The sequence below is a fragment of the Nocardioides sp. NPDC051685 genome (genome assembly GCF_044453405.1).
Classification (GTDB): Bacteria; Actinomycetota; Actinomycetes; order Propionibacteriales; family Nocardioidaceae; genus Nocardioides.
Window position 1 is genome coordinate 99,137 of sequence record NZ_JBITCR010000005.1, and the last position, 14,876, is coordinate 114,012.

Below are 14,876 nucleotides of genomic sequence, written 5' to 3' on the forward strand. Positions count from 1 at the left end.
CACAATGGTGTTGTGAAATTCGACGAGACCACTCTGCAGCCCGCAGAGACCAGCGAGGAGAGCACCCGTCAGCGGGTCGCTCGCTCGCTGCTCGTCGACGGTCCGCAGACGGCTGCGACGCTGGCCAAGCGGCTCGACCTCACGCCGGCGGCGGTCAGGCGCCACCTGGACGCCCTGGCTGAGGAGGAGGCGGTGGAGCAGCGTGAGCCGCGCACCGCGTCCACGCGCGGGCGAGGCCGTCCGGCCAAGCTCTTCGCGCTCACCGACCAGGGTCGGGACGGCTTCGAGAAGAAGTACGACGACCTGGCGGTCGAGGCGCTCCGGTTCCTCTCCGAGGTGGCAGGCGAGGAGGCCGTGCGGGAATTCGCCGAGCGCCGCGCGGCGTTCATCAAGCAGGGACTGGACCGGATCGCAGCCGGCGAGACGGACCTCAGCCCCGCGCAGGTGCTTGCGAACGTGTTCACGGCCAACGGCTATGCAGCCTCCGTCAGGGAGCTGCCGCTGATCAACGGTCATGACGCGGGTGAGCAGCTGTGCCAGCAGCACTGCCCGGTCGCCCATGTCGCCCAGGAGTTCCCCGAGCTCTGCGAGGCGGAGACAGAGGCGATCGCGAGGCTGCTCGGCACCCACGTACAACGCTTGGCCACCATCGCCCACGGCGACGGAGTCTGCACGACGCACATCCCTCCCGGGTCCTCCGGGTCCGGCGAAGTTTCGAAGAAGAAGGAGCAGGTCACGACATGACCTCCATCGAGGAGCTCAACCCCGAGCTGAAGGGCATCGGGAAGTACGAGTTCGGCTGGGCCGATCCCGACGTCGCTGGTGCCGCCGCGCAGCGCGGTCTCAACGACGCCGTCGTGCGCGACATCTCCGGCAAGAAGTCGGAGCCGCAGTGGATGCTCGACCTGCGCCTGAAGGGCCTCAAGCTCTTCGGCCGCAAGCCGATGCCCACGTGGGGCTCGGACCTCTCGGACATCGACTTCGACAACATCAAGTACTTCGTCCGGTCCACGGAGAAGCAGGCCACCAGCTGGGAGGACCTGCCCGAGGACATCAAGAACACCTACGACCGGCTCGGCATCCCGGAGGCGGAGAAGCAGCGTCTGGTCGCCGGTGTCGCCGCTCAGTACGAGTCGGAGGTCGTCTACCACCAGATCCGTGAGGACCTGGAGCAGCAGGGCGTGCTCTTCCTCGACACCGACACCGCGCTCAAGGAGCACCCGGAGATCTTCCAGGAGTACTTCGGCACGGTGATCCCGGTCGGCGACAACAAGTTCGCCGCGCTGAACACCGCGGTGTGGTCCGGTGGCTCCTTCATCTACGTGCCCAAGGGTGTCCACGTCGACATCCCGCTGCAGGCCTACTTCCGGATCAACACCGAGAACATGGGCCAGTTCGAGCGCACCCTGATCATCGCCGACGAGGGCTCCTACGTTCACTACGTCGAGGGCTGCACCGCGCCGATCTACCAGTCCGACTCGCTGCACTCCGCGGTCGTCGAGATCATCGTGAAGAAGAACGCCCGGGTTCGCTACACGACCATCCAGAACTGGTCGAACAACGTCTACAACCTGGTCACCAAGCGCGCCGTCTGCGAGGAGGGCGCGACCATGGAGTGGGTCGACGGCAACATCGGCTCCAAGGTGACCATGAAGTACCCGGCGGTCTACCTGATGGGTGAGCACGCCAAGGGCGAGACGCTCTCGATCGCGTTCGCCGGCGAGGGCCAGCACCAGGACGCGGGCGCCAAGATGGTGCACGCCGCCCCGAACACCTCCAGCTCGATCCTGTCGAAGTCGGTGGCCCGCGGTGGCGGCCGCACGTCCTACCGCGGCCTGATCCAGATCAACGAGGGCGCCCACGGCTCCAAGTCCAACGTGCTCTGCGACGCCCTCCTGGTCGACCAGATCTCCCGCTCGGACACCTACCCCTACGTCGACATCCGCGAGGACGACGTCTCCATGGGTCACGAGGCCTCGGTCTCGAAGGTCTCCGACGACCAGCTGTTCTACCTGATGTCCCGCGGCATGGCCGAGGACGAGGCGATGGCGATGATCGTGCGCGGCTTCGTGGAGCCGATCGCCAAGGAGCTCCCGATGGAGTACGCCCTCGAGCTCAACCGCCTGATCGAACTGCAGATGGAAGGAGCCGTCGGCTGATGACGGCAGTAGCTGACGCTCTCGAGATGAACAAGGTCGAGAGCCACCTCCACCCGGAGGGAAGTTTCGACGTCGAGGCGCACGAGGTGCCGAAGGGTCGCGAGGAGATCTGGCGGTTCACCCCGCTCAAGCGGCTCAAGGGCATCCACGACTCGGCGCCCTTCGCCGACGGTGCGACCAAGGTGGAGGTCGAGGCGGCCGCGGGCGTGACCGTCGAGACCGTGGCGGCCGACGATGACGTACGCGGCACCTCGGGTCTGGTCCCGACCGACCGCGTCTCGGCGCGGGCCTGGGCGGCCAGCACCGGCGCGACCGTCGTGCGGATCCCGACCGACACCGTGATCGAGGGCGCGACCGTGATCCGCCACCACGGCACCGGCTCGGAGACCGCCGGCGCCGGCCACGCGGTGATCGTCGCGGAGAAGTTCGCCAAGGCGACCGTCGTGCTGGTCTTCGAGGGCTCCGCCGTCGTCGCCGACAACATCGAGATCGTCGTCGAGGACGGCGCCGACCTCACCGTGGTCTCGGTCCAGGACTGGGCCGACGACGCCGTCCACCTCTCCACCCAGCACGCCAAGGTCGGCCGCGACGCCAACCTCAAGCACGTCTCGGTGAGCTTCGGCGGCGACGTGGTGCGTCACGACTTCTCTGCCGAGTACGCCGGCCCCGGCGGCTCCGTGGAGGCGCTCGGCCTCTACTTCGCCGACGCGGGTCAGCACATCGAGCACCGTCTCTTCGTCGACCACACCGCCCCGAAGACCAAGTCCCACGTGGTCTACAAGGGCGCGCTGCAGGGCGAGAAGGCCCACGCGGTCTGGATCGGCAACGTGCTGATCCGCAAGGAGGCCGAGGGCATCGAGACGTATGAGGAGAACCGCAACCTCATCCTCACCGACGGTGCCTGGGCCGACTCCGTGCCCAACCTGGAGATCGAGACCGGCGAGATCGAGGGCGCGGGCCACGCGTCGGCGATCGGCCGGTTCGACGACGAGCAGCTCTTCTACCTGCAGAGCCGCGGCATCGCCGAGACCGAGGCCAAGCGCCTGGTCGTGCACGGCTTCTTCAACGACCTGATCCGCCAGATCGGCGTCCCCGAGCTCGAGGAGAAGCTGACCTCTACCGTCGAGGCCGAGCTCGCCAAGACGATTCAGAATTTCACTGGCAACACCCTTATCGAGAAGGACGCAACCGCATGAGCACGCTTGAGATCAAGGACCTCACGGTCTCGGTCGAGACCGAGGACGGCCCCAAGGAGATCCTCAAGGGCGTCACGCTGACCATCAACTCCGGCGAGACCCACGCGATCATGGGCCCCAACGGCTCGGGCAAGTCGACGCTTGCCTACTCGATCGCCGGCCACCCGAAGTACACCATCACCGGCGGCTCCGTCACCCTCGACGGCGACAACGTCCTGGAGATGTCGGTCGACGAGCGTGCCAAGGCCGGTCTCTTCCTCGCGATGCAGTACCCGGTCGAGGTCCCCGGCGTGAGCGTCGCCAACTTCTTGCGCACCGCGAAGACGGCGCTGGACGGCGAGGCCCCCAAGCTGCGTACCTGGGTCAAGGACGTCAACGGTGCGATGAACAAGATGCACCTCGACCCGTCCTTCTCGCAGCGGAGCGTGAACGAGGGCTTCTCCGGTGGTGAGAAGAAGCGTCACGAGATCGCCCAGCTCGACATCCTCGACCCGGCCTTCGCGCTGCTCGACGAGATCGACTCCGGTCTCGACATCGACGCGCTCAAGGTCGTCTCCGAGGGCATCAACGACTTCCGCGCCCGCGAGGGCAAGTCGGTCCTGCTGATCACCCACTACACCCGCATCCTGCGCTACATCAAGCCCGACCACGTGCACGTGTTCGTGGCCGGCCGGATCGCGGAGTCGGGTGGCCCGGACCTGGCCGAAGAGCTCGAGGCCAACGGCTACGAGAAGTACGTCGCGGCAGGAGTCTGACATGAAGGGTCTGCTGCCCGACCTGGATCTGGTCCGCAAGGACTTCCCGATCCTGGAGCGCACCTTCGATGGCGGCGAGACCCCGTTGGTCTACCTCGACAGCGCCAACACCTCGCAGAAGCCGCAGATCGTGATCGACACCATGGTCGACCACCTGGAGCGGCACAACGCCAACATCGCCCGGGCGATGCACCACCTGGGTGCCGAGGCCACCGAGGCGTTCGAGGGGGCGCGCGACATCGTCGCGCGCTTCCTCGGGGCGCCGGATCGGGACGAGGTGATCTTCACCAAGAACGCCTCCGAGGGGCTCAACCTGGTCGCCAACACGGTTCCGCTCGGCCCGGGCGACGTGGTCGTCACCACCGAGATGGAGCACCACTCCAACATCGTTCCGTGGCAGCTCGCCACGCAGCGTTCGGGTGCGGAGCTGAAGTGGTTCGGGCTCACCGACTCCGGTGAGCTGGACCTCTCCAACATCGACGAGCTGATCACGCCGGCGACCAAGATCGTCGCGCTGACCTGGGTCTCCAACATGCTCGGCACGATCAACCCGATCGCCGAGATCGCGCGGAAGGCGCACGAGGTCGGCGCGCTGGTCGTCGTCGACGCCGCCCAGGCCGCCCCGGTGCTGCCGATCGACCTGGCCTCGATGGCCGAGGAGGAGCGTCCCGACTTCCTCGCCTTCACCGGCCACAAGGTCGTCGGCCCGACCGGCATCGGCGTCCTGTGGGGCCGTCGCGCGGCGCTCGAGGCGCTGCCGCCGTTCCTCGGTGGCGGCGAGATGATCGCCACGGTGACGATGGAGAAGTCGACCTACGCGCCGATCCCGCACAAGTTCGAGGCCGGCACCCCGCCGATCGCCGAGGCCGTGGGTCTCGGGGCGGCGCTGGAATACCTCATGCACGTCGGCATGGAGAACGTCCACGCCCATGAGCAGGCGATCACGGCCTACGCGCTGCAGCGTCTCGCGACCGTCCCGGGCGTGACCGTGCTCGGCCCGACCGATGCGGCCAAGCGTGGCGGTGCGATCTCCTTCGAGCTCGACGGGGTGCACCCGCACGACGTGGCCCAGGTCCTCGACTCCAAGGGCGTCGCCATCCGCGCAGGGCACCACTGCGCCAAGCCGGCTCACCAGCGGTTCGGCGTACAGGCCTCCAACCGGATGTCGTCCTACCTCTACACCACGCCCGCCGAGATCGACGCGCTGGTCGAGGGGCTGGAATACGTACGTACGTTCTTCAAGTTGGACCAGTGATGACTGCCGCGAACCTCGAGAGCATGTACCAGGAGATCATCCTGGACCACTACAAGAACCCGCACGGAAAGGGTCTCCGCGACCCCTTCGAAGCGGAAGTTCACCACGTCAACCCGACCTGTGGCGACGAGATCACCCTGCGGCTCCACGTCGAGGGCGGCAAGATCGAGGACATCTCCTACGACGCCCTCGGCTGCTCCATCTCGCAGGCCTCGGCCTCCGTGCTCAACGACCTGGTCGTCGGCAAGACGGTCGACGAGGCGATGGTCATCCACCAGGAGTTCCTGAGGCTGATGCAGGGCAAGGGCCAGGTGGAGCCCGACGAGGACATTCTGGAGGACGGCATCGCCTTCGCCGGCGTCGCCAAGTTCCCCGCCCGGATCAAGTGCGCGCTGCTGTCGTGGATGGCCTGGAAAGACGCCGCCGCGAAGACTCTCGCTGAGGAGAACTGATGACTGAGACCGACCACAGCACACACGACCACACGGGTCACGACCACTCCGGTCACGACCACTCCGGTCACGACCACTCCGGTCACGGCCATGGCCACGGTCACGAGGCCCCGGAGTGGCAGGGGATGCGTACGTCCACGGTCGAGGGCGCGAGCCTGAAGATCGAGGACGTCGAGGAGGCGATGAAGGACGTCGTCGACCCCGAGCTCGGCATCAACGTCGTCGACCTGGGGCTGATCTACGGCCTGCACATCGAGGACAACTCCAACGTGGTCATCGACATGACCCTGACCTCGGCCGCCTGCCCGCTGACCGACGTCATCCAGGACCAGACCGCCACCGCGCTGGAGGGCATGGTCAACGACGTGCACATCAACTGGGTCTGGATGCCGCCGTGGGGCCCGGACAAGATCACCCCCGACGGCCGCGAGATGCTGCGGGCTCTAGGATTCAACGTCTGATCTCATACTTCGTCGGTATCACGCGTGCACTGGTGAATGGCTGGTCTGGGCTAGGTCTTCTCGGCGCCTCGTTTCGGGACAGGCCATCGTGGGGCAGCGGCCCCAAGCTCGAGGCATCTGTCGGGTGTGGTGGCAGACCTCGGGCGAAGGGGCCGATCGGCCACCTAGAGAGCAAGTCAAAGAGCGACCCATAGGCACGACTTAGGCCGTGCCTATGGGTGTAGCGAGGGCTCGGTTGCCAGGGGCTGTTGGGGCGTTCCGAGTCCGGCCGCGTTGGCCAGGTCATCGACCTTGCGGTGTCGGTGTAGTGCTTTGTCGGTGATCTCTTGGGAGTGGCCGAACTGGGAGTTGAGCACGGTGTCCGGGGCTTGTCCTTGGTAGGAGGTCCGCAGCGTGGTTCGCCACACGTGCGAGCCTGGTTTAGGGCTGGTGTGAACGGACGAACCCCTAGTTGAGGGTAGCCCGCCAAGGCTGCCTTCCCCGCGACAGCGATTTCGGTGTCGAATGATGCCACCCGCTGTCGGTCGATATCAGCCGCATCCGGAGCGTTCGCGCCGGATGCGGCTGGGCGAACTCACCACCCAGTTACCGCCCGAGCTGATCGATGATGTGTGCTCGATGTGACCCGGCGGCGGGAGCAGCGGATGCGGCTGCTGCCCTCACGGGTGGTGGTGTACTTGTTGGTCGCGGCCGGGTCCTCGACCCGAAGGCTCCGGCGAGGCCCAGTCGGCTCGGTCTGCCGCGGCCAGTCCTTTGCCTCCTCGTAGCCGCGTGTTACGGCGCCACCTCCGCGTGCGGCGAGCGATCTCCTGCGGCCTCGCCCGCCCCGGTCGGTTCCTTCCAGGCGCTCCGGCACCGGATCGCCGACCTGGCGATCGACATCGATCCTGCGAAGCGCGCTGCCATGGAGGGCATCCAGATCATGGGTGGTTACGGCTACACCCTCTTCGACATGGAGCGTCATCTGCCGCTCGCCATCCCGGCGACGATCTACGCAGACGCGAACGAGATTCAGCCGGACATCATCTCGGCCACCTACGCCCTCCGTCCATCGCGGTCCTGAGGGCCTTCGTTAATTTGCGATCGCGGAATCTCAAAAAAAGCCGGATTTCTTGGAAGCCGACCGTAGCCAACGTCACATTTGGTCGTTTAATGTGAGCCGAGCCATCTCATAAACCTACTCCTGACTAGGAGGTGACGCATGACCGCCGCTCAGATTCGCGCGAAGCTGACCCCGCTGGGACGGTTCTTCGCTATGGCTGGAGACTCGCTCCGTGCGATGTTCCGCAGGCCGTTCGCGCTTGGTGAGTTCCTGGAGCAGACCCTGTTCATCGCCAGTGTCTCGTTCCTTCCGGCGATCTTCGTCACGATCCCGTTCACAGTGGTCGTCCAGTTCTTCATCAACCAGCTGCTCATGGAGATCGGCGCGACCGATCTCTCAGGCGCAGGTGCTGGACTGGTCGTCATCCAGGAGCTCGGACCGTTCTGCAGCGTGCTCGTCGTCGCCGGCGCCGGAGCCACCGCGGTCTGTGCCGACCTCGGCGCCAGGAAGATCCGCGAGGAGCTCGACGCCATGGAGGTGCTCGGCCTCGATCCGATGCAGCGGCTCGTCGCCCCGCGTATCCTCGCGTTCGTCGTCGTGTCGCTCTGCCTCTACGGCGTCGTCTGCGTCGTCGGTCTCCTGGGCACCTACGTATTCGCGGTCACGCTCGGCGGAGCCAGCCCCGGACTCTTCGTGTCGAACCTGACGCTGGTTACCGGCTTCGGATCCTTCATCACCGCGCTGATCAAGACCGCCCTGTTCGGCGTCGCTGCGGCTCTCGTCGCCTGCTACCTGGGGATGAACGCCAAGGGTGGCCCCAAGGGCGTAGGAGAGGCGGTCAACCAGACCGTCGTCTTCACGCTCATGATCCTCCTCGTCATCAATTCGACCGTGACGACCGTCTATCTCCAGTTGGGAGGCTGAAGTGGCTACCCTCTCGATGTCCGAAGAGCGCACCAAACTCAGCAAGCAGATACGTGCGAATCAGCTGGCCTGGGTGAAACGTGTCACGACCGCCCCGGGGCGCATCCTCCTCGACAGTGGAGAGCACGTCCGATTCTACGTCGGTGCCATCGCCGGCATCCCGCACGCGGTCACGACATACCGCCGCGAGGTGCTCCGGCTGATCTCGACCGTGGCGTTCGGCAGCGGGGCGCTCGCGCTCGTCGGTGGCACCGTCGTGGTGGTCTCCTTCCTGACCGCCTTCGCCGGCATCGAGCTGGGTCTGCAGGGATACTCGCAGCTCAGCAACATCGGTGTCGAGGCGCTCAGCGGCTTCGTCTCGGCGTACATCAACACGCGCCTGGCGGCGCCTGCACTGGCCGGCATCGCGTTGACCGCGACTGTCGGTGCTGGTTTCACCGCTCAGCTCGGCGCCATGCGGGTGAGTGAGGAGATCGACGCCCTCGAGGTGATGTCGATCCACTCGGTGCGCTTCCTGGTGAGCACCCGCATCGTCGCGGGCCTGGTATCGATCGTTCCGCTGTACGCCGTGTCGCTCCTCGCCTCCTACGCAGCAACCCGCCTCGTGGTCACCTTGGCCTTCGGCCAGTCGAGCGGCGCCTACCAGCACTACTTCAACACGTTCCTCATCCCCTCCGACATCGTGCTGTCTGTCGTGAAGGTCATGTGCATGGCAGTGGTGATCATGGCGATCTGTTGCTACTACGGCTACAACGCCAAGGGCGGCCCCGCCGGAGTCGGGCGGGCGGTCGGCGGTGCTGTGCGACTCTCGCTCATCTCGATCCTGTTCGCAGACATGCTGCTGAGCTTCGCGCTCTACGGCACGTCGCACTCGCTCAACATCACGGGGTGATTTGACGTGACCAACGAACTCGAGATGAACCGCACGGCGACCCAGCTCATGGGCTTAGCCGGGCTCGTCGCCATCCTGACCATCTGCGGGACCCTCGTCGCGACCTACCTGAAGGTGTTTGCCGACACTGTGCCTGTGACAGTGGCGTCCGACCGCACGGGCCTGTTGCTCGACAAGGGTGCGCGCGTCCGCCTCTCAGGTGTGGCGATCGGCGAGGTCCGCGACACCCAGCTCGCGAATGACGGGGGCGTCGAGATCCAGCTCGCGATCGACGGGGACAAGGTCGATCTGGTGCCGGCGAACGTGCAGGCCAGCATCAAGGGCACCACGGTCTTCGGGTCCAAGTTCATCGATCTCCACATTCCCGACGCCCCCGCCTCGCAGGCGATCGCGGCCGGTGACACGATCAACGCAGACGCTGTGACCATCGAGGTCAACGATGTCTTCGATCGCGGTGTGAAGGTCCTCAGCGCGGTCGACCCGGCAGCGCTCAACAGCACCCTCACCTCCGTCTCGACCGCACTGCATGGACGTGGAGACGAGTTCGGCCAGTTCTTCACGGACTGGAACGCCTACCTCGAGCGTGTCGAGCCGCACCTCGACGCTCTCGAGTACGTCCTCGAGACCTCCCCGGCCGTCCTTGGCACATACGCCACGGCCGCACCGGCGCTGATCGACGCCGCTGACAGCCTGGGTACGGCAAGCCAGACGTTGGTCGCGAACGCCGATGAGTTCACCGGCCTGCTGGCGGGGGCGGTGGACGGGGCCGACGCGGCCCGCAAGTTCCTCCTCGCCGTCGATGCGCCGTTGCGGGCGTTCAACCGTGAATGGCTCCCGGTTACTGCGCTGGCGAAGAAGTACGTGCCTGAGTACGGCTGTGTGATCCACGGGCTCGACCAGCACCGGCAGGTCTTCAACCGCTTCTTCGGTCATGAGAACCCGGACGAGCACTACTTCTACGCAAAGGCCGGCTTCCTGCCCGCTCAGGAGAAGTACACGATGCGGAAGTACGCGCCGAAGATCATCAACGGCGGTGGCCCGGCCTGTTACCCCGAGCCGACACGGGCGAACCCGACGCCTCCGCGCGTCCGGTTCGACGACGGTTCGCTGGGCGTCTACTCCGACGCTCAGTCCGGCAAGCCCGTCCACCTTTCGGAGACGCCCCTGAAGCTCTATGGCGACCTGCTTGCTGACTGGCTTGGTAAGGACGGCAAGAAAGCATTCCTCGAGGGGGTCGAGCAATGAGGTTGAACACGGTTCCACTGATCAAGGTGCTGGCGTTCGTCGGCACGATGTCCTTGCTGATCGCGGCGGTGGGAGTGGTCTTCGGCCGTGTCCGGATCGGCGCGAGCAACGAGTTCAAGGCGATCTTCGAGAATGCCTCCGGTCTCCGGGGCGGCAGCGACGTCCGCGGCAACGGCGTGGCGATCGGGTCGGTCAAGGAGGTCGAGGTCGGCAAGGGCCACACCGCCCTGGTCACGTTCATCGTTGAAGACAGCGTTGACCTGACCGAGGCCACGACGGCCCGCATCCGCTACGCGAACCTGACCGGTGACCGCTACCTCGACCTCGAGCCGGGGACGTCGCAGAATGCCGCACCGCTGGATGAGGGGGCGACCATCCCGCTGACAATGACCCAGGCAGCGCTGGACCTTGACGAGTTCTTCGCCGGGTTCGACCCGCTGATGCGTGGCCTCGACCCGCAGGAGATGAACGACCTCGCTGAGAACATCATCGCTGTCACGCAGGGCCAGGCAGGCTCGGTCGAGGCGATGCTGAGCGACGTCGCGAGTTTCACCGGCCGTCTCGCAGAGCGAGACGAGATCATCGGCGACACGATCACGAACCTCTCGAAGGCCCTTGCGGTCATGGACAGCCACCGCGCGGAGTTCGACGAGCTCCTCGTCGGCCTCGCCCGCCTCATGGACGGCTTCGCGAAGGATCGCGTCGTGATCGGTTCCTCGCTCGCCTCGGTGAGCACTGCGGCGGCGCAGACCGAAGACCTTCTCCGGCGGACCCGCCCCGGTGTCAAGGCCAACGTCGACCAGATCGGCAAGCTCGCCGGCGACATCAACGCGAACGCCGACGACATCCGCGATGTGCTCGACACCTACCCGGAGTTCGGCCGCGAGCTCGCCCGTCTGGGCGCCTACGGCGCCTTCTACAACTTCTATCTCTGCGGAGTGAAGGTGAAGATCGACGTTCCCGGAGAGGACCTCGACGTCTACACGCCGTGGGTCGTCGACAACACGGGCCGGTGCGGAGGAAAGCAGCGATGAGTATGCGAACGAAGCCCAAGAAGGTCCGCAAGGCCTTCGGCGAGATGGACCTCGGCCTGATCGGGGTGGTCGGGCTCACGTTGACTTTCCTGGTGATGGCCGCCGCGCTGAACATCGGAAAGATCACCGACCTGGTGGGTCATGCGACGTACACCGCGGACTTCACTGAAGCCGGTGGCCTCCGCTCCGGAGACGATGTCCGGGTTGCGGGCATCAGCGTGGGCGAGGTCAAGAGGATCGACCTTGCAGCAGACCATGTCGAGGTTGCGTTCGGCCTCGGTGATCTCGAGCTGGGAGACACCAGCCGGGCGCTGGTCAAGGCGGACAACGCCCTCGGCGCCAAGTATCTTGAGATCGATCCTTCTGGGCACGGCGACGTCCGGCACATCCCGCGCGCCCGCACCAACGCGGGCTTCGCGGTGAACGAGGAGCTCGGAAAGCTCACCCGGCACACGGGGGAGATCGACACGGCGAAGCTCGCGGAGTCCTTCGAGTCGATCAGCGCGGTCCTGGCGCAGACGCCGGACGAGTTCAAGGCCGCGTTGGAGGGAGTCAGTGCGCTGTCGCAGACTCTCAGCTCGCGCGACGAGGAGCTCGCCACGCTCCTCGAGCGGGCGAGCAGCGTCTCCGGACTCCTCGCGGAGCGGAACAAGGAGATCACCTCGATCGTCGCGGACGGCAGCGCGCTCTTCCACGAGCTCGAGCTACGCCGCGAGGTCATCGGGCGCCTGCTGCACAACATCGAGGCGGCCACTCAGCAGATGGTCGGCTTCGTCCGTGAGAACAAGGACACCCTGAAGCCCGCGCTGATGGAGATCAAGAAGGCTGCCGAGCTCGTCAGGGAGTATCGCGACACCCTCGACTACGTCATCAAGAACGTCGCCGTCTATGCGCGTTCTCTCGGTGAGGGTGTCTCGAGCGGCCCCTTCTTCCAAGCCTATCTGGCCAACCTACAGTCCCCCGAGGACCTCGTAACGGGCGGACTCACCGGGCTCATCAAGCAGGAAGCGAGCAAGTGATGGTGTCCAAGCTGACCATGCGCGTGGTGCTTGTCGCGTTGATGGCTACCGTCCTCGGTGCGTTCGCGTTCCGGAGCGGCGGCACGATCGAGGTGACGGCGTACTTCGACCAGTTCAGGGGGATCTACCAGGGTGACGACGTCACCGTGCGGGGGGTTCCGGTCGGGAGCGTGACGTCGGTCGAGCCGGAGAAGGACCATGTGAAGGTCACCTTCGACATCGACTCGGACGTCCACATCCCGGCCGACGTGAAGGCCGCGGTCATCGCCCAGTCGTTGGTCGCTGTTCGCTCAATCGCCCTCGGTCCGGTGACGGGGAAAGGGGCTGCGCTGCAGGACGGTGACGAGATCCCGATCTCGCGCACGGCGATTCCCGTCGAGTGGGACGACATCAAGGACCAGCTCGTTGCGCTCAGTTCGGCGCTGGGCCCGACCGGTGCCAACCGCAATGGTGCGACCAGCGACCTGATCACCGCGAGCGCTGACTTCCTTGAGGGCAATGGGGCCTCGCTCAACCAGACTATCCGTGACATGTCGGAGGCGATGAGCACATTGTCGGACAACAGCGGCGACCTGTTTGCCACCGTCCGCAACCTCCAAGTCTTCGTCGAGGCCATCAAGGGCAGCGACACCCAGGTTCGCCTCTTCAACGAGAGGTTGGCCGTTGTGTCGGCCAGCCTCGACGAGGACAGCGATGCTCTAGTGGGGGCACTCGAGGGACTGGACCGGGCCTTCAAGGAGATCGACGCGTTCCTTGTCGACAACCGGGACGTCACGGTCAAGACCGTGCGGGAGGTGCGCACGATCACGTCGCTGCTCTCCGAGAACCGGCAAAGTGTTGCCAACCTTCTGCAGGTCGCGCCTTCCACGGCGTCGAACTTCTACAACATCCTCGACACGCGCGGTGACAACGGCGCCCTGATCACGGGCACGCTGGCGGTCAACAACCTCAAGGCTCCGGCCCAGATCATCTGCAGTGCGCTACTTGCCATGGGGGGCGACCGTGCCGCGTGCCAGGAGGCGCTCGGTCCGCTCGTCCAGTTCCTTGCACTGAACCCCCCGCCCGTCGGCACCGGCGGTGCGGAGTCGGGAAGTACCGGTGCCCAGGGGTCGATCGAGCCAGGTGGCGTGCCGCGTCAGTCCACTTCGTCCAACCGCGAGTCGGGCCTCGTTAACGAGCTCCTCGGAGGACAGCGATGATGACACTCACACGACTCGCTCGGTCCGTGGCGGCGCTGGCCGCCGTGATGGTGACGGCGTCGGGCTGCACCTGGTCCGGCCTGAACGGGATCTCGCTGCCCTTCACCAAGGGTGGCGGGGATGACAGCTACGAGATCACGGTGCAGCTCGACAACGCCGCGAACCTCGTCGCGAACTCCGAGGTCAAGTACGACGAGGTGACGATCGGCTCGGTGCGCAAGATCGAGCTGAAGGACTGGACGGCGACTCTGACGGTCGGCGTCGAGGGCGATGTCCGGATCCCCGATGACGTCACGGCCAAGGTCGCCCAGAAGAGCCTCCTCGGCGCCGAATATCTCGCCCTCGCCGACCCGGCCGGTGACGATTCCGCGTCGAGCGGCTACCTCGCCAGCGGTGATGTGATCGGGCTCGAACGGACGGGCCGCTATCCGGAGACCGAGGAAGTGCTGGCCGCCGGCTCGATGCTCCTCAACGGTGGTGGTCTGCCGCAGATCCGCGATACCGCCCACGAGCTGAACGCGGCCCTCAGCGGACGCGAAGGCGACATCAAGTCCTTCATGCGCACCTCCAGCCGCTTCACCGAGCGGCTCAATGGCCAGCGCGACAACATCGCGACCACCCTGGTCCAGCTCGACAAGCTGTCCCGCACGGTGGTGCGCGACGAGGACAAGATCGACAAGGCACTCGACGAGATCCCGGAGGGCGTCGAGTTGCTTGAGCGTGACCGCACCGAGCTGGTCAACGCCCTCGAAGCGGTCGACGGCTTCGGCAAGACCGCCGACAGGGTGATCGGTGCCAACAAGGCGGATCTCGAGACCAACCTCAACAACCTGCGTCCGGTGACTGCCGAGCTGGCGAGGAACGGCGATCTGATCGCCCGGAACGCCGATGTACTGGGCTATCCGTTCCTGGTCCGGTCCGGCAACCGCGCCCTGTACGGCGACTACCTCAACCTGGTCGCAGAGATCGAGGTCAGCGCCGAGCACCTGGCTCGCGACTGGCTGGGCGGGACTCCGCTCGACGGACTCTTCAACGGCCTGCTCGGCGCCCCGATCGGCACCGTGGACGACCAGACCGGATCGCTCGGGGGGCTCCTCGGAGACGATGCCGGGGGGCTGCTCGGGCGCAGTGGAACCACGATCGACGGCAGCGGAACGACCAGCGGCAGCGGAACGACCAATGACAGCGGTTCCTCGGGCCTGGTCGAAGATCTCGGCGGCGACCTGTTGGAAGGACCATGACA

15 protein-coding genes are annotated in these 14,876 nt (G+C 65.9%); all 15 read left to right on the forward strand.

Annotated elements, in window-relative coordinates; translation table 11 throughout:
- Positions 1–12: 12 nt before the first annotated feature.
- The 15 genes from ACIA03_RS15900 (at position 13) to ACIA03_RS15970 (ending at position 14,874) form a co-directional block, all read left to right on the forward strand.
- A complete protein-coding gene (locus ACIA03_RS15900; RefSeq protein WP_396984088.1) occupies positions 13–744 on the forward strand; it encodes a helix-turn-helix transcriptional regulator in 732 nt (243 codons plus the stop codon).
- Entirely contained in the window at positions 741–2,159 is a 1,419-nt protein-coding gene (gene sufB / locus ACIA03_RS15905) for a Fe-S cluster assembly protein SufB (protein ID WP_396984090.1), read from the forward strand. The genes ACIA03_RS15900 and sufB overlap by 4 nt, the downstream gene beginning before the upstream one ends.
- A complete protein-coding gene (gene sufD / locus ACIA03_RS15910; protein ID WP_396984092.1) occupies positions 2,159–3,355 on the forward strand; it encodes a Fe-S cluster assembly protein SufD in 1,197 nt (398 codons plus the stop codon). The genes sufB and sufD overlap by 1 nt, the downstream gene beginning before the upstream one ends.
- Entirely contained in the window at positions 3,352–4,110 is a 759-nt protein-coding gene (gene sufC / locus ACIA03_RS15915) for a Fe-S cluster assembly ATPase SufC (protein ID WP_396984094.1), read from the forward strand. Before sufD ends, sufC begins: the two co-directional genes overlap by 4 nt.
- Before the next feature lies 1 nt (position 4,111).
- Positions 4,112–5,365, forward strand: a complete 1,254-nt coding sequence (locus ACIA03_RS15920; protein ID WP_396984096.1) for an aminotransferase class V-fold PLP-dependent enzyme — start codon at positions 4,112–4,114, stop codon at positions 5,363–5,365.
- Positions 5,365–5,817: a Fe-S cluster assembly sulfur transfer protein SufU gene (gene sufU, locus ACIA03_RS15925; protein WP_396984098.1), complete on the forward strand. Its 453-nt coding sequence runs from the start codon at positions 5,365–5,367 to the stop codon at positions 5,815–5,817. The genes ACIA03_RS15920 and sufU overlap by 1 nt, the downstream gene beginning before the upstream one ends.
- Positions 5,818–5,942: 125 nt before the next feature.
- A complete protein-coding gene (locus tag ACIA03_RS15930) occupies positions 5,943–6,278 on the forward strand; it encodes a metal-sulfur cluster assembly factor (protein WP_045549967.1) in 336 nt (111 codons plus the stop codon).
- Between the two features lie 904 nt (positions 6,279–7,182).
- On the forward strand, positions 7,183–7,341 hold the full coding sequence (locus tag ACIA03_RS15935) for a hypothetical protein (protein WP_396984100.1): 159 nt from the start codon (positions 7,183–7,185) through the stop codon (positions 7,339–7,341).
- A gap of 138 nt (positions 7,342–7,479) precedes the next feature.
- On the forward strand, positions 7,480–8,244 hold the full coding sequence (locus ACIA03_RS15940; protein WP_396984102.1) for an MlaE family ABC transporter permease: 765 nt from the start codon (positions 7,480–7,482) through the stop codon (positions 8,242–8,244).
- Between the two features lie 73 nt (positions 8,245–8,317).
- Positions 8,318–9,136, forward strand: a complete 819-nt coding sequence (locus tag ACIA03_RS15945) for an ABC transporter permease (RefSeq protein WP_396984104.1) — start codon at positions 8,318–8,320, stop codon at positions 9,134–9,136.
- A gap of 6 nt (positions 9,137–9,142) precedes the next feature.
- Positions 9,143–10,381 carry an MCE family protein gene (locus ACIA03_RS15950; RefSeq protein ID WP_396984106.1) on the forward strand — a complete coding sequence of 413 codons (1,239 nt, stop codon included), beginning with the start codon at positions 9,143–9,145 and terminating at the stop codon, positions 10,379–10,381.
- Positions 10,378–11,415 carry an MCE family protein gene (locus ACIA03_RS15955; RefSeq protein WP_396984108.1) on the forward strand — a complete coding sequence of 346 codons (1,038 nt, stop codon included), beginning with the start codon at positions 10,378–10,380 and terminating at the stop codon, positions 11,413–11,415. The genes ACIA03_RS15950 and ACIA03_RS15955 overlap by 4 nt, the downstream gene beginning before the upstream one ends.
- Positions 11,412–12,434, forward strand: a complete 1,023-nt coding sequence (locus ACIA03_RS15960; protein WP_396984110.1) for an MCE family protein — start codon at positions 11,412–11,414, stop codon at positions 12,432–12,434. Before ACIA03_RS15955 ends, ACIA03_RS15960 begins: the two co-directional genes overlap by 4 nt.
- Before the next feature lie 17 nt (positions 12,435–12,451).
- A complete protein-coding gene (locus ACIA03_RS15965) occupies positions 12,452–13,633 on the forward strand; it encodes an MCE family protein (protein WP_396984902.1) in 1,182 nt (393 codons plus the stop codon).
- Positions 13,633–14,874: an MCE family protein gene (locus tag ACIA03_RS15970; protein WP_396984112.1), complete on the forward strand. Its 1,242-nt coding sequence runs from the start codon at positions 13,633–13,635 to the stop codon at positions 14,872–14,874. The genes ACIA03_RS15965 and ACIA03_RS15970 overlap by 1 nt, the downstream gene beginning before the upstream one ends.
- Positions 14,875–14,876: the final 2 nt, after the last annotated feature.

Excerpts from the sequence above, each read along its gene's own strand:
- sufB (WP_396984090.1), top strand. The coding sequence starts at position 741 with ATGACCTCCATCGAGGAGCTCAACCCCGAGCTGAAGGGCATCGGGAAG.
- sufD (WP_396984092.1), top strand. The coding sequence starts at position 2,159 with ATGACGGCAGTAGCTGACGCTCTCGAGATGAACAAGGTCGAGAGCCAC.
- sufC (WP_396984094.1), top strand. The coding sequence starts at position 3,352 with ATGAGCACGCTTGAGATCAAGGACCTCACGGTCTCGGTCGAGACCGAG.
- ACIA03_RS15920 (WP_396984096.1), top strand. The coding sequence starts at position 4,112 with ATGAAGGGTCTGCTGCCCGACCTGGATCTGGTCCGCAAGGACTTCCCG.
- sufU (WP_396984098.1), top strand. The coding sequence starts at position 5,365 with ATGACTGCCGCGAACCTCGAGAGCATGTACCAGGAGATCATCCTGGAC.
- ACIA03_RS15930 (WP_045549967.1), top strand. The coding sequence starts at position 5,943 with ATGCGTACGTCCACGGTCGAGGGCGCGAGCCTGAAGATCGAGGACGTC.
- ACIA03_RS15935 (WP_396984100.1), top strand. The coding sequence starts at position 7,183 with ATGGAGGGCATCCAGATCATGGGTGGTTACGGCTACACCCTCTTCGAC.
- ACIA03_RS15940 (WP_396984102.1), top strand. The coding sequence starts at position 7,480 with ATGACCGCCGCTCAGATTCGCGCGAAGCTGACCCCGCTGGGACGGTTC.
- ACIA03_RS15955 (WP_396984108.1), top strand. The coding sequence starts at position 10,378 with ATGAGGTTGAACACGGTTCCACTGATCAAGGTGCTGGCGTTCGTCGGC.
- ACIA03_RS15960 (WP_396984110.1), top strand. The coding sequence starts at position 11,412 with ATGAGTATGCGAACGAAGCCCAAGAAGGTCCGCAAGGCCTTCGGCGAG.
- ACIA03_RS15965 (WP_396984902.1), top strand. The coding sequence starts at position 12,452 with ATGCGCGTGGTGCTTGTCGCGTTGATGGCTACCGTCCTCGGTGCGTTC.
- ACIA03_RS15970 (WP_396984112.1), top strand. The coding sequence starts at position 13,633 with ATGACACTCACACGACTCGCTCGGTCCGTGGCGGCGCTGGCCGCCGTG.